General features: G+C 44.8%; 19 protein-coding genes. 14 read left to right on the top strand and 5 right to left on the bottom strand.

Annotated elements, in window-relative coordinates:
* Window positions 1-169: 169 nt before the first annotated feature.
* Complete coding sequence (locus O8C68_02780) at window positions 170-1,354, bottom strand: HD domain-containing protein (GenBank protein MCZ7394729.1); 1,185 nt, start codon at window positions 1,352-1,354, stop codon at window positions 170-172.
* Window positions 1,355-1,404: 50 nt separating this feature from the next.
* Complete coding sequence (locus tag O8C68_02775) at window positions 1,405-1,563, bottom strand: hypothetical protein (protein ID MCZ7394728.1); 159 nt, start codon at window positions 1,561-1,563, stop codon at window positions 1,405-1,407.
* Between the two features lie 122 nt (window positions 1,564-1,685).
* Here O8C68_02775 and O8C68_02770 point away from each other — a divergent pair, with 122 nt between their 5' ends.
* The 10 genes from O8C68_02770 (at window position 1,686) to O8C68_02725 (ending at window position 8,073) form a co-directional block, all read left to right on the top strand.
* The gene (locus O8C68_02770; protein ID MCZ7394727.1) at window positions 1,686-2,144 is read left to right on the top strand and encodes a GNAT family N-acetyltransferase; all 459 of its coding nucleotides are present in this window, start codon (window positions 1,686-1,688) and stop codon (window positions 2,142-2,144) included.
* A 374-nt stretch (window positions 2,145-2,518) separates the two neighbouring features.
* Window positions 2,519-3,748 carry a translation initiation factor IF-2 subunit gamma gene (locus O8C68_02765; GenBank protein MCZ7394726.1) on the top strand — a complete coding sequence of 410 codons (1,230 nt, stop codon included), beginning with the start codon at window positions 2,519-2,521 and terminating at the stop codon, window positions 3,746-3,748.
* Window positions 3,745-4,113: a DNA-binding protein gene (locus O8C68_02760; protein ID MCZ7394725.1), complete on the top strand. Its 369-nt coding sequence runs from the start codon at window positions 3,745-3,747 to the stop codon at window positions 4,111-4,113. Before O8C68_02765 ends, O8C68_02760 begins: the two co-directional genes overlap by 4 nt.
* 23 nt (window positions 4,114-4,136) lie before the next feature.
* On the top strand, window positions 4,137-4,778 hold the full coding sequence (locus tag O8C68_02755) for a DNA-directed RNA polymerase (protein ID MCZ7394724.1): 642 nt from the start codon (window positions 4,137-4,139) through the stop codon (window positions 4,776-4,778).
* Window positions 4,778-4,963, top strand: a complete 186-nt coding sequence (locus tag O8C68_02750) for a DNA-directed RNA polymerase, subunit E'' (protein ID MCZ7394723.1) — start codon at window positions 4,778-4,780, stop codon at window positions 4,961-4,963. The genes O8C68_02755 and O8C68_02750 overlap by 1 nt, the downstream gene beginning before the upstream one ends.
* Window position 4,964: 1 nt before the next feature.
* Window positions 4,965-5,495: a GTP-dependent dephospho-CoA kinase family protein gene (locus O8C68_02745; protein MCZ7394722.1), complete on the top strand. Its 531-nt coding sequence runs from the start codon at window positions 4,965-4,967 to the stop codon at window positions 5,493-5,495.
* A gap of 4 nt (window positions 5,496-5,499) precedes the next feature.
* On the top strand, window positions 5,500-5,943 hold the full coding sequence (locus O8C68_02740) for a hypothetical protein (protein ID MCZ7394721.1): 444 nt from the start codon (window positions 5,500-5,502) through the stop codon (window positions 5,941-5,943).
* Between the two features lie 5 nt (window positions 5,944-5,948).
* The gene (locus O8C68_02735) at window positions 5,949-6,098 is read left to right on the top strand and encodes a 30S ribosomal protein S27ae (protein ID MCZ7394720.1); all 150 of its coding nucleotides are present in this window, start codon (window positions 5,949-5,951) and stop codon (window positions 6,096-6,098) included.
* Between the two features lie 135 nt (window positions 6,099-6,233).
* Window positions 6,234-6,530: a hypothetical protein gene (locus O8C68_02730; GenBank protein ID MCZ7394719.1), complete on the top strand. Its 297-nt coding sequence runs from the start codon at window positions 6,234-6,236 to the stop codon at window positions 6,528-6,530.
* 79 nt (window positions 6,531-6,609) lie between these two features.
* Window positions 6,610-8,073 carry an RtcB family protein gene (locus tag O8C68_02725; protein MCZ7394718.1) on the top strand — a complete coding sequence of 488 codons (1,464 nt, stop codon included), beginning with the start codon at window positions 6,610-6,612 and terminating at the stop codon, window positions 8,071-8,073.
* A gap of 24 nt (window positions 8,074-8,097) precedes the next feature.
* Here the strand turns inward: O8C68_02725 and O8C68_02720 are convergent, their stop codons facing one another.
* The gene (locus tag O8C68_02720; GenBank protein ID MCZ7394717.1) at window positions 8,098-8,388 is read right to left on the bottom strand and encodes a DUF433 domain-containing protein; all 291 of its coding nucleotides are present in this window, start codon (window positions 8,386-8,388) and stop codon (window positions 8,098-8,100) included.
* Between the two features lie 63 nt (window positions 8,389-8,451).
* Here O8C68_02720 and O8C68_02715 point away from each other — a divergent pair, with 63 nt between their 5' ends.
* Genes O8C68_02715 through O8C68_02700 form a run of 4 tightly spaced genes read left to right on the top strand, consistent with a single transcriptional unit; the run spans window position 8,452 to window position 10,742 of the window.
* Window positions 8,452-9,102, top strand: a complete 651-nt coding sequence (locus tag O8C68_02715) for a hypothetical protein (protein ID MCZ7394716.1) — start codon at window positions 8,452-8,454, stop codon at window positions 9,100-9,102.
* Entirely contained in the window at window positions 9,099-9,689 is a 591-nt protein-coding gene (locus tag O8C68_02710) for an METTL5 family protein (GenBank protein ID MCZ7394715.1), read from the top strand. The genes O8C68_02715 and O8C68_02710 overlap by 4 nt, the downstream gene beginning before the upstream one ends.
* Window positions 9,676-10,434 (top strand): exosome complex RNA-binding protein Csl4, encoded by a 759-nt coding sequence (locus tag O8C68_02705; GenBank protein MCZ7394714.1) that lies wholly within the window; start codon window positions 9,676-9,678, stop codon window positions 10,432-10,434. Before O8C68_02710 ends, O8C68_02705 begins: the two co-directional genes overlap by 14 nt.
* Before the next feature lie 35 nt (window positions 10,435-10,469).
* Entirely contained in the window at window positions 10,470-10,742 is a 273-nt protein-coding gene (locus O8C68_02700) for a DNA-directed RNA polymerase subunit L (protein ID MCZ7394713.1), read from the top strand.
* Between the two features lie 56 nt (window positions 10,743-10,798).
* Here O8C68_02700 and O8C68_02695 read toward each other — a convergent pair whose 3' ends face one another.
* The gene (locus O8C68_02695; protein MCZ7394712.1) at window positions 10,799-11,878 is read right to left on the bottom strand and encodes a cytochrome c3 family protein; all 1,080 of its coding nucleotides are present in this window, start codon (window positions 11,876-11,878) and stop codon (window positions 10,799-10,801) included.
* 31 nt (window positions 11,879-11,909) lie between these two features.
* A complete protein-coding gene (locus tag O8C68_02690; GenBank protein ID MCZ7394711.1) occupies window positions 11,910-13,664 on the bottom strand; it encodes a hypothetical protein in 1,755 nt (584 codons plus the stop codon).
* Window positions 13,665-13,984 lie beyond the last annotated feature (320 nt).

Here is a 13,984-nt window from a genome sequence, read left to right as displayed (position 1 = left end):
TGCATCTCCGGGCATGCGATAACCGCATAGGCCCATGCAATTCATCAAATCCGACTTTGATCGACTTCAACGTGCGTAATTATACGCAGCGTGCTTTCCGCTTTAAACGAGGAAGGAATATATAAAAGCTTTGGACGTTTTTAGCCTTGCGCATAAATTGTTCAGAATATTAAATCTCGGTCAGCTTGAATTGTTTTGTATCTTTTTTCACCTCAAAGAATTCCCTTGCAGCATTGCCTACCTTTTCCCTGTGTTCAGGTAACGTGAAAACCCCGAGGCGCCAGTTATCAAGCTGCGCTTTCCCAAGGGCAGAAACCAGGCTTGAGGCTTTATCAATGGGTATCATTTTACCGTTTACCAGAACCTCTGCTTTCATTTCAACAATCTCGGGTTTTTCGGGTATGTCCACGAGAACATATTCCGCTTCGACGCCAGCGCTCTCTGCTATTTCATTTTCAATCCTTTTTATGTTGTACCTCGGCTTTATCACGTCCATGCCCAGAGAATCAAAACCTGTATAAAGCGCCCGCTTAAATAACCGCCTTTCATCAAGCCTTTTGGCAATCTCGGATGCGTAGCCTTCGGCAGCTTTCATTGTATTCATGAACTCGACATCGTCCATTCTCCTGAGTTTTTTTGGAGAAAGACCATTTTCTATCATATATCCAGCCGCATGCTGGCACATTGACTCCGCAATCCTGCTGACATGATGGAAATAAACCGTTGGATGCATAAGGAATCTTGAAACAAGCAGTGACTCCGCAGCCTGCAGTCCACCGGGATTCAGGACAAGTTTATTCTCATTGAACTTGAGTTCATGGATTAACCTCACATGGTCGATAAGACCAAAGGCTACGCCTGTATAATGGGCATCGCGCACAAGGTAATCCATCCTGTCCACATCTATTTCGCTGTTGATGATCTGACCTGGATAGGTCTCGCCCTTTATATGACTTGCAACGGCTGTCGGCGATATGGAAAAGTCCGAAAGTTTTTCAGAAATTTCTCCTTTTCTTAATAATTCCTCCACATCAACATGGTTTTTTCTGGAATACTGTTTTACTATTCCCTCGGTTGCATGGGAAAAAGGTCCGTGCCCGATGTCGTGGAGCAGCGCTGCCGCAAGTAATTCCTCCTTCTGGAGTTCATCCACCTGTTTAACCATATGCTTTGCAAGGTGGTACACACCCAGAGAATGCTCAAACCGCGTGTGATTTGCCCCCGGATAAACAAGATTGGAAAACCCCAGTTGTCTTATCCTCCGCAGCCTCTGAACCTGCGGGGTTTCAAGCAAAGCAAGGGCAAGTTCGTCCAGTTCAATATAATCATGTATAGGGTCGCGTATAACTTTCATACTTCGCTCTCATCAAAGAAGCCAAAAAATCTGTGTCAATCAACGATAGTTCATCGCTCATAAAGCTCGCTTCTGTTTTTATACAACCTTTTGCCGAATTTAAAACCATGCTCAAGCAAGTTTAAAGTCTCTTGCGCAATTTTTTCCTGTTTTTTCATATTGCTGACCTTCTTTCTAAACTCTTTCTCTATATCATTTTCTTCCAGCATCTCTCTCCTATTAGTATCCCGATAAGATGATAATTAGTATGTTATCGTACTTATATTTTTATAACAAGATATGGTATAAAGAAGAATTACGTAAAACATTATGGAATATATCGTTGGATCGCATGTGGAAACCAAAAATATCACCAAAGATGAATATTGAAATCAGGAAAGCCACAAAGGCCGATATTAAGGATATAAAAATCATTCTCTCTTTTTATTATCTTGACACTGAAAAAGTGGAGAAAAACCTTCCCGAGTTCATAGTAGCTGTTCTGGATAACAAAACCGTGGGGTGCGCCTGTCTTGACATTGACGAGGTTGTGGAGTTGCGTTCCATTGCAGTACTTCCAGGTCTTCGCAATAAGGGCATAGGTTCAAGACTGGCGGATGCCGTTGTAAGCCGTTCAGCCGGGCTTTCAGATGCTGTTTATCTTCGCACCACATCGCCTGGTTTTTTTGAGAAAAAAGGGTTCCAGAGGCTTCCGAACGAGGAAAAAAAAGTTATATGGAATGAGTGCAGGCAATGCGATAAGTATGATATCTGCAGGCAAACATTGATGAAGCGCGTGACAACATTTTAATTTTAATGATTAAATATTGTTTATCCGCTTTGTGACCAAAAAGCCTATGCCTGCATATATGATATTTTAAAACAGCAAAAAATCAAGATTCGAGATTTATAAAACGGGGAAACAGGGACGATTTGAATTAATCCGGGTAGCTTAGGCTCATTTGGAGTATTGAGGTGATTGAAATGAAGGTAAAGGTAGTTTATATCGAACAGGATAAAGCAAGAAGAATTAATGAGATTCTTGCGGCTGAAAAAGAATTCAAAGAATACGGGGAAAAGAAGAAGTGATTACAGCCATATTTTTGTGTGGTACAAACCTTTTATGCAAAAGCTGTTAAATACAAAGACCCCAATGTAAGGCATTATTTTCCATTGGAGGCTTCATTGCAATCTGTTGTAAATATAGGCATAGTAGGACATGTTGACCACGGCAAAACCACCCTCGTAAAAGCACTTTCAGGCGTCTGGACTGACAGGCACAGCGAGGAAATAAAAAGGGGAATCTCGATCAGGCTTGGCTATGCGGATGTGGTGCTCAGGAAATGTCCTGATTGCCCGGAACCTGATTGCTATACAACCAGGGAAATATGCGAGAAATGTGGGGCTAAAACAGAAGTTCTGCGTCCAATCTCATTTGTGGATTCTCCGGGTCATGAGACGCTGATGGCAACCATGTTATCCGGGGCTGCACTTATGGACGGCGCGCTTCTTGTCATTGCTGCAAATGAACAATGTCCGCAGCCGCAGACAAAAGAGCATCTAATGGCTTTGAATATCCTGGGCATAAAGAATATCATAATAATCCAGAATAAGATCGACATTGTTCCGCGCGAGAAGGTTCTTGAAAATTACAACCAGATTAAAAATTTCGTAAAAGGAACAGTAGCAGAGGATGCGCCGATTATTCCTGTCTCGGCGCAACAGAATGCAAACATCGATCTTATCATCGAAGCGATTGAAAAATATATCCCGACCCCAAAACATGACCTGAAAAAACAGCCACTGATGTTCGTGGCAAGGTCGTTCGATATAAACAAACCCGGGACAGATCCGGATAAGCTGGTAGGGGGTGCAATCGGCGGCTCTTTAAATTTTGGGGTTTTTCATCCTGGTGATGAGATAGAGATGCGCCCGGGCAGAAAAGTTGAAGCTGGCGGCACTGTTAAATGGATCCCTATAAGAACTGTAATCACAACGATACGCGCAGGCAATGAAGAGGTAGACGAGGCAGCGCCAGGCGGTCTTATCGGCGTAGGTACCAAGCTCGATCCTTCTCTCACCAAGAGCGATGCCCTTGTTGGGCAGGTTGCAGGTATCCCGGGGTCACTCCCCCCTGCACTTTCGGGTTTCGTGATGGAAACAAAACTCCTTCCGCGGGTTGTTGGAATAAGCGATGAATCCGCTGTCGAACCAATACATTCAAATGAACCCCTGATGCTTAATATCGGAACTGCAACCACCATCGGCGTGGTCACAAGCGCACGGTTGCAGGACGCCGAGGTAAAACTTAAAAGACCGATCTGCGCAGATAAAGGCGCGCATATTGCTATTTCTCGCAGGGTCGGTGCGCGCTGGAGGCTTATCGGCTCAGGCGTACTGAAAGAATTTAAATGAAATCCAAAGTAATAATTGATACCAATGGGTTGATGATCCCGGGACAGTTTGGTCTTGATATTTTTTCTGAGCTTGGGCGGTTGGGCTTTGATTCCTATCTTGTTCCCAGGGCTTCTGTTAAAGAGTTAGATAAAATTTATTCACAGGGAAGAGGTAAGGAAAGGACAGCGGCAAAAATCGCACTATCGTTACTTGACCGATGTACCATAATCGAAAAGAATGGATTTGCGGATGATATAATAACCGATATGGCTGTTGAGATGGATGCAGCGGTGTTAACAAATGATATCGAATTAAAGAAAAGATTATGTAGTAAGGGAGTTACTATTGTGTATCTTCAAGATAAGACTCGTTTAAGTATTTAATAGCTTTTACTAAGAGGATTTAGATGTATAGAAAAATGAGATTAGCAGATACGGTGAGAATCGCACCTGAATTGCTCGGCGAACCTGTTCACGAAGCTGTCAAACTCGCTTTAAGGGATAAGCTCGAAGGACTCGTGGATAAAAAAATCGGTGCAATGGTCGCGGTAAAGGATGTTATAGAGGTTGGCGAAGGACATATACTTGCAGGGGATGGCGGAGTGTATTATGATGCGGTTTTTGATGCATTGACCTTCATGCCAGAGATGCAGGAAATTATCGAGGGCAGCGTTGTAGAAGTTGTAGAATTCGGAATCTTTGTAGGCATAGGTCCCCTTGACGGTCTTGTGCATGTAAGCCAGCTTACCGATGAATTCGTGAGCTATGATGAGAAAAATTCACGCCTTATAACCAAGGAATCAGGGCGTTCAGTGACAGACGGGGACAAAGTACGTGCAAGAATCATAGCCGTAAGCCTTAACGAGCGCGAACCCAGGGACAGTAAAATCGGTCTTACAATGCGCCAGCACGCTCTGGGCAAACTGGAATGGATCGAAGAAGCGCGCAAACCCAAAGAAGTCGTCGAGGAAAAAGCGAAGCCTAAGAAGAAAAGGAAAGAAGAAGCCCCGAGAGCAGAACAATCAGAATCTAAACCTGAGGGGACATAATGGCAGAGAATGTTTGCAGGGAATGTCATGTTGTCGTCAAGGGACAGGTCTGCCCTGTCTGCAATTCAACCGCCCTTACTTCTGATTGGAGTGGTTATGTGATAATAGTCGACCCCGGAAAATCACAGATTGCTAAAAGGCTCGGTGTCAAATTACCAGGGGCGTACGCATTGAAGGTACGGTAACTTGAAACGATACTGCCTCCCTAACGAGTTAAGAGATGAGCTTCGAAAACTCCATGGCGAGCTTTACCCCGGAAATGGTGTCGAGACCGCAAAACAAATGATTAGGGATTTAAAAAACTATACTAAACTAATTTCCGTGGGGGATATTGTGACATTCAATCTTCTAAGCGCGGGATTGGTTCCAGACATATCCTTTGTGGATGACAGGACAAAACGTGGTCCAGCTTCGGATAAAATAATGCGTGGCACAAGGCATGCCCTTTTTAAGCAACTGACTGTTGAAAATCCAGCCGGAATAATAACAGAAGCGCTGTTGCAGGAAATCTCCCGCGCGATGGATTCAGACAAGCCTACCCAGATATTTATAAAAGGCGAGGAGGATCTGGCAGCCCTTCCCGCAATAGCCATGGCGCCTCTTTCATCAGTAATTATATATGGATTGCCTGACAAAGGGGCGGTACTTGTTCGAGTGACCGAAAGCAAGAAGAAAGAAATACAATCATTGCTTGAAAGAATGAAATGTAAGGAGTAAAATAATGGAAATCCAGATTATCAAGGACAAAACAAACCCGATATTGAACAGACGAGAGATTTCGCTGAAAATAAAGGAAAGGGCAACCCCTTCAAGAATAGAGGTGAAGGGTAAACTGGCAGCACTCCTCAATTCCAAACCTGAATTGATTGTGATAGAACACCTTGACACAATCTATGGAAAACAAGAATTGACGGGAACAGCATGTATCTATCAGAGCGAAGAACGTTTGAAACAGTTGGCTCATCAGCATCTTGTTGCAAGGGATGCGCCCAAGGCTAAAGAAGGCGAGGCAGAAGCAGCACCTGCACAGGCTGCCCAGCCAGCCGCAAAAGAACCTGAAGTTAAAGCGGAAACAAAACCCGAGGCTAAATCTGAAGCTAAGCACGAAGCCAAACCCAAAGCAGAGCCTAAAGCTGAGGGAAAAAAGAAATCTGAAGAGAAGTGATTCTAATGGCAGTAAATAAATTTTATGAAATAAGCGGGGGTAAGGCTAAAAGGATAAAGCCCTCGTGTCCACGATGCGGACCTGGAGTGTTCCTCGGTGAGCACAAGAACCGCCTCGCATGCGGCAAGTGCGGCTATACAGAGTTCAAGAAGTAATTTTTTCATCTATTAATACTGTATTCCGCGCTCTCGGGGTGTGAATATTCCCCAAGAGACGCAAGATTTTTTTGCTCTTTTACTTCACCATGCTAAATTAGATATGCTCATAGTTACAACTCTAATCTGGTGATTATGCTAACCCGAAGAGTCCGGCATGAACTTGAATTATTAAAAAGGCACATCATCGTACTCAAAAAAGTAATAGATTCAGGACCAATCGGAATAATGAAACTATCACTGGAAACCGGTATACCAGACCATCTTGTGAGATATTCTCTCCGCATTCTCGAACAGCAGGGGTTGATTGCCCCTTCAACGCAGGGAGCTCTTGCCACAAAGTCGGCAGGAGAGGCATATTCTGAGCTCAAATCCGAGCTTGAAAATATCAGGGAGATGACAGAAGATATCAAGCGTATTGGTGCTGGATAAATAGTGCGGATGATTGTGGATACCTGAAAGAGATTGCGCCAAGCTTAATAAATCCACACAGCATAAGTGAAAGACAACCATGTCCGAACAAAGAAAAGGTGTTGAAGCCCTCCTCACAAAAGTGAATGATTACACATGGGACATACCCATGAGCTATAAACAGGGCATGCGAGTACCTGGGCGCATTTTCGTTTCACAAAAACTACTCCAGAGCCTCGAGCATGAAACACTGGAACAGACCGCCAATGTCGCAACCCTGCCGGGAATCCAGAAATATGCCATGGCAATGCCGGATGCACATTCAGGCTACGGATTTCCAATCGGGGGAGTGGCGGCTTTTGACAGGAGCACAGGAATAATCAGCCCCGGCGGCGTGGGATACGACATCAACTGCGGAGTACGGATAATCAGGACTAATCTAACAGTTGATGAGGTGCGACCCGGGATGAAAGAACTCATAGAGCTTCTTTTCCATGAGATTCCCTCGGGAGTGGGCTCAAAAAGCAAGCTTCGAGCTTCGGATAAGGAACTTACCGATGCATTCCTTCACGGGGCTAAATGGGCTGTGGACAGCGGGTACGGGGTAAAAGAGGATATCGAGCACTGCGAGGAGAACGGGTACATGAAAAGCGCTGATCCTTCGAAAGTGAGCGAGAAGGCGCGAAGCCGCGGCAAACCGCAGTTCGGGACGCTTGGCTCAGGCAACCATTTCCTCGAGGTGCAGTATGTGGATGATGTGTACGACGAAGATGTTGCGAAGGTATTCGGGCTTCATAAAGGGCAGGTAACTGTCATGATCCACTGCGGCTCGCGCGGCGCAGGTCACCAGATATGCACAGACCATCTCAGGATTCTTGAGCAAGCCACCCGCAAATACGGTATTTGGCTACCTGACAGGCAGCTTGCATGTGCGCCTGCGGAATCCACCGAAGGACAGAACTACTTTAAAGCCATGGCTGCTGCTGCCAATTATGCCTGGGCAAACAGGCAGGTCATCACACACTGGGTAAGGGAAGCGTTTGCACGGTTTTTCAGGCGCGATATAGATGACCTGGATATGTCGCTCATCTACGATGTGGCGCATAATGTTGCGAAGCTTGAAGAACATACCATTGACGGGGAAAAAAAGATGGTGTATGTGCACAGGAAAGGAGCAACGAGAGCTTTTCCGCCTGAGCATCCAGATATTCCACAGGCTTACAGGAAAGTCGGTCAGCCGGTATTGATCCCAGGCAGCATGGGAACGCCATCGTTCGTACTGCATGGAACAGAGAAAGCCATGGAACTCACGTTCGGGAGCGCATGCCACGGCGCCGGCAGGGTATCAAGCCGTGGACAGGCACTGAGGGAGTTCCGCGGCGAGACAATACAAAAGGAATTGGCTGCCAGAGGCATATCTGTAAGAGCCACGCATCCCTCTGTGATAGCAGAGGAAGCGCCCTTGGTTTACAAGCCGAGCGACGAGGTCGTGGAAGTAGTGCACCAGCTTGGTATAGCGCGTAAGGTTGTCAAGGTAATGCCGCTCGGGGTGGCGAAGGGGTAGAAATGAATTTTCCCGTTCAAGCCTTCAAGAACTAAACTTTTTACGTAATTTTTCTATTTTCTGTTTTCTCAGTCTGATTTCCTGATCTAACTCTTCCCTGTGCTCATAATAAAAAGAAAGGGCGTCATGTACGTGGGGAAGAATCAGGTGTGTATGTTCATTGACAATTTCATCCGGAGCATAGCCAAGATACTCGTATTCAATGATTATATCAAGTACGCGTACCCTTGTCCCTGCGATTATCGGGCTGCCTTTACATATTCTTGTATCGGTTGTGATGTAGGGGTGTTTGATTACTTGTTTTTGAATTGACATTAGATGTTATTTATACTTACATTCACATAAGTATGTTGCTAATTTATATTGGTCCAATAAAATATGCCCTACGCAGCACAAGACAGACAGGAATTCATCAAACGCTCAAACCTTGAGTATAACAAGCGAGTCCTTGATTTCGGAGGAATGCTTTCTGAGGAACTACCTTCTGCGGTTTCCGGGATAACGACCCCAAGACCGCTAACAAATGCTATCCTTATAAAACCCACGCTTCTGCCATTTAAAAATTCTGCCTTTGCTGCAGTTATTTCGTATCATTACTTTGACCTGGTCTCATCCGAGATGCTCGGCTTCGCGTTCGATGAAGCTGCAAGGGTACTGGCTAAAGATTCAGGCTTTTCCTTTGTGTTGCTCCAATGGTCAGCGCAGAACGATGCACAGAAATCAAGCCTTCTTTTTAATGAACTCCTAAAAAGTACCGGCGCGCTCTTCCGGCACGAATTCGAAGATGTCAGCAGGCAGCTCTCTGCATCAGGTTTCAGTGAAATAACCGTTGAAATCGTAAAAAGAGACATACGAGTACCCGAGGAGTATGTCAGGGCGCATCTTGTAATGCTCGGGAACCTCATAAAAAAAGAGAAAGCACAGGGAGGGACAGGGATTAGAATGCTAGCCAGGCAATATTTTAACCATGTGAAAGTCCACGGAGAGGCAATGCTGCCCGCGCTCCATTTCACGGCGAAGAAACTATGAGAAAGAAACATCTGGAGATGCTGCTTGAACAGGTGGAAGGATTCATATCTCCGAAACCTGAACGGGAACAGTACTCCACGCCTGCAATAATAGCGTCAGAACTATTGCATTTTGCTTTTATGCGGGGCGATATTGTAGATACGGTCTATGACCTCGGCTGCGGGACAGGAGTACTTGCGATCGGGGCAAAACTTCTGGGAGCAGAAAAGGTTATAGGTTTTGATGATGATATTGATGTTCTTGAGACTGCACGGGCAAATGCTAGGAGACTCGGCGCGGATGTCGAGTTCGTATGCAGCCGTATAGAAAAAGTCTGCGGGAAAGCGCATACAGTAGTGATGAATCCACCGTTTGGCGCCCAGGTGAAAGGAAGCGACCGCCCTTTTTTGAGGAAAGCCCTCGAAGTAAGCGGCGTGGTTTACTCCATACATAACCTCGGGAGCATGGAATTCATAAAAAAATTCATTAGCCCTTCGGTCATAACAGAACATAAATTAATCGATTTTCCTATTAAAAGAACATTCAGGTTTCATACGAAGGAAATACAGGTCATAAAAGTCGAGATATACAGGATTGAGAAAATATAGAGGGATAGTTATTAGAATTAAAAGAAAGAAAATAGCAACGAGGAGAAAGCTCGGAAAAGGCGATATTGGAGAAAAAAAGGAAAAGGAAGAAAACGAGCTTGAGTTAGAGGAAGAAGTTGAAGAAGAGATACAGGAAACTGCGCAAGAGTTAGAGAAACCCGAAGAAATAGCAAGAGAACCGGAAGAAAAAGGCACAACAGTCTTGCCCGGAGACCTCATTGGAACTTCAGAAGAATTCACCCCAAAAATCGGAACTTACGTGGATAAGGGGAACATATACGCATCTATCAGCGGGATCGTAAGGATAAATACCAAAGAGCGTTCCATTTCAGTCGCTCCTGTTACCAATACACCTCCCCATCTCCAGGTCGGGGATATCGTTATCGGTCAGGTTACCGATGTAAAAGATTCTGTTGCCCTGGTAGAGATTGCAGGGATAAAAGGAAAAGGAGAACGGGAGATTGTAAACGCAGAGCAGGCTGCAATCCATGTCTCAAACGTAAAGGATGCGTATGTCAAGGAATTATACAACGAATTTGCGCCTTTTGACATCGTAAAAGCGAGGGTGATAGACATGAGGAACATGCGCCTCACCACAGTAAATAAGGAACTCGGGGTCATGAAGGCTTACTGCGGCAATTGCAGGGCTGTATTGAAAAAAGATGACGGCAGGCTTAAATGTCCTAAATGTGAAAGAACGGAGACAAGAAAAATATCCTCTGATTACGGGACAGGAGTTATTTAGTCCCCGTATTTAAATATGGGGTCTTAGGTGATTTTATGGAACTTACAATACTCAACAAGACAGAAAATGAAATAAATATAAGAGTGGCTGGGGAGACGCATACCCTGCTTAATGTGCTCAAGACTGCTTTGCTGAACAACAAACATGTTGAAATAGCAACGTATGACATAAAACATCCCACAATCAGCGAACCTGTGCTTTTTGTGAGGACGGACGGCGCTGACCCCATAGAAGTGATAACAAAAGCATCCAAGGAAATTACCAAGGAGTGCGACGAGTTTATTAAGCTTTTCAAGAAAAAAATATAGGAAAGTTTTTCAATGCAGGGGATGCTCCGCATACCCAAGCTCCAAAAGGAACGATTTTACTTTCTTTTGATTAATAGCACTGACAGCAAAGCCGCAATTGCCGAAAGTGCTTCGAACGCAGATGTTTTTGGTGTTGCAGTCGTTGGTATTGCCGTCGGTGTGACTGTTGGGGTTGGTGTTATCATCAATTCGGGGGGTGGCGGGTATGGATGCATGCAGCCGACTTGTCCTGCGAACCCTGCGTCAGCACCGCCTTTTCCGTTGTGGCACCTGAAGCAAAAACCGTTGTTGACAGTGATCTCAGAGAAGCTTGCTGGTTTCGTGTCAAGATTTCCGTGGCAGTTACTGCATTTGCTGTCATTTCCACCATAATCATCGCCGTGGCCGAATACCCATTTGGAGAAGAGTGGATTGATCGCGGTCGAAGTGCTCGGATGAGTTGGTGCGGTTGGTGTAAAGTTGGTTATTCTCTCCGCACTAATGATTAATATATTTCCCGAAAAGTTACCAGGCTGAGACATTTCGAGTCCGTCGCGAATAGCTTTAATTTCGAGTTCCTGCGGGTTGGTTTTCAGAGATATTATGATATAGATACTATCAAATATCACTCCAGTGCCATCAGTACACTTAACTACTGGATTCTTACCCTGCCCTTTGGAGAACGTTTCGATTCGATAGGTTGGGTCTGAAAGGTTGCCTATAACAGATACCCGCAACTTCTCTCCCACATACTGGTGGATATCCTTCGTCGGGTCATCAATGCGTGTTGGAATGAGATCATCGTTGAGGTCATTTATCCGCATCACAGATGCCCCCTCCAATTGTGAGCCACTATAATACCCACTGCTGACATCTCCTGTACTAAGATTAAACTTTGCTGTGCCATTAATAATAGTTGCATTTTTATATGAAGTATTAAACTTTATACCATATCCACCACTGCTGACGACAAACGAGCCATCTGGTAACGCGCCATCGATTGAGGAAAGTACAGCCTTCGTGATGGACGCTGCTTTGATAGTTCCATTGCCGTCAAGGCTTGGTGACAGACTGACCGTCAATGTTCCAGCCTCTGCGAGACCTGTAGCTAATACGAGCCATATTACCACAAGTCCCGCAACGGTCTGGTATTTCATTTTTTAATTTCCTGTTTTATAGTTGCTGCTGTTACTTTCCGTCCCAGTTGCCGGTTACAGGTGTATCACTTGGCACACCATAACCAAAGGTTATGTCAGCATTAGCATTGTTGCTGTTCCTGAGATAGAACACACCACTGCGATAGACGCCTACTGTTGTTATGCCCTGTCCGTTCCAGTCACCGGTTACAGGTATATCACCTGGTAAGCCATAAACGAAGGTTATGTCTGCGTTTCCTCCACTGAAACTGTTCTTCAGGAAGAACGTGCTGGTGCTCTTCTGATAAACACCGATGGTAGTGGTTCCGTCACCATTCCAATCTCCAACCAGAGGTATTATGTCGGCGGGGCTCACCGGACCATAGGGTACGGTTATGTCCGCGTTTCCTCCACTGAAACTGTTCTGCAGGTAGAACGTTCCTGTGCTCTTCTGATAAACACCGATGGTAGTAGTTCCGTCACCATTCCAATCTCCAACCAGAGGTATTATGTCGGTGGGGTTGACCGGACCGAACGGTACTGTTATGTCAGCTGATCCTCCACTGAAACTGTTCTTCAGGAAGAATGTTCCTGTGCTTTTCTGGTAAATTCCTATGGTGTCAATTCCGTCACCGTTCCAATCTCCAGCCAGAGGTATTATGTTGGTGGGGTTGACCGGACCGAACGGTACTGTTATGTCAGTATTACCTGCATTGTTGCTGTTCTTGAGATAGAAAGTACCGGTGCTGCTGCGATAGACGCCGACGGTGTCATTGGGAAAGGCTTTAAGTTGGACTTCATTTGGCGATACTATATTGACTCCCATCGACGGACATACAGCTGCTGCACTTGAATTTATCCAAGGTGTCCAACTTGGTATGGCATTATTTATTGATAAACCTGTGAAATCTGCTCCGCCGGGGAAATTCGAACAGGAATTTACACCTACTTCTAATTTAGTGAATTCCAGTGCAATGTAGTTCAAGTTCCATACTCCCGACGATTCTATATTCAAAGTCGATTCGGTTCCCTGTGTGATATCCTCCGTGAATATCCACCACTGGATTGGCTTTCCTTGATATACTTCATATTCTAAGTAGCCAGCTATATTATCATTTACACTAACTAATTTGGGGTGGGCGTCTCGCTGGCATTGTTTACCGTTCATGCAGTACCAAGAAGCAATATCCCATTGGGGACCAAAACCATTGTTCCACTCAAGCACTGGCTGAATAATCTCACCATACTGCGGAGTAAAATGTTCTAATGCTATGAAGTAGGCTATTGCCTGACCAATCTGACTATTTGGAACCCTTGGAACGTTCCAATGACCATTGAACGATGTGGTACCTGCAGCATCATAATATGTGGCACTCTCTGCCCAACCTTTAAATGGCGTCGATGGCGCTGAGGGCACCTCCCCTGACGCTATGGCAGTTCCTTCGACCGGTTTACTGATTTCATAAGTACAGTTTCCTTTTTTGAAATCACACTCAAGGCTCACAATCTCATTGGGCGGCACTTTAAATTGTTTGTATAAATTATTTATCGCATTTTTCGATATTTTATGCCGCTCATTGATGTCCTCTGTGTAAGGCACAGTTATAGTCCCACTGGAAATTACTGCGTTATCAAAATCCGTTTCATTATATATGTAACGACGATCCGGGGACATAACCTTGCCTGGCTGTGTGTGTTTGTTCTGCGCTGTAATGTCGGTTTGCCCTGCTGCTGCAATACTGCCCCCGATAAAAAGCAATAATACGGCACAGGACAAAGCTAATTTTATGGCTTTATTTATTTTCATTTTATTTCTCCTTTAATTTTTCCTTATCCCGGAGGCAAACCAAGCAAGCTCTAAGTATATCTTTAAAGCCAACTTTGCAGTGCCTTCGGGCAGGGTTGCTCCTGCGGAACGGCTGAGCCCTACGTTTTTCATGGTCAGTAAAATCCAGTTGTTAGAGTTTTATCTCCTTAACCAGCCAACTTTACCACCCATTTTTACGTACAGGATTTGTTCACCTATCCGATAACTCATATTTCAACTATGTATTTAAAAATATCGTCAATAGAGAAAATAGTTTATAAATTAGGTAAAACTAATTTGATATAAGATGAATTGACCTA

This window comes from Candidatus Methanoperedens sp. (genome assembly GCA_027460525.1).
Classification (GTDB): Archaea; Halobacteriota; Methanosarcinia; order Methanosarcinales; family Methanoperedenaceae; genus Methanoperedens.
This window is presented reverse-complemented; position numbering and strand designations above follow the sequence as displayed.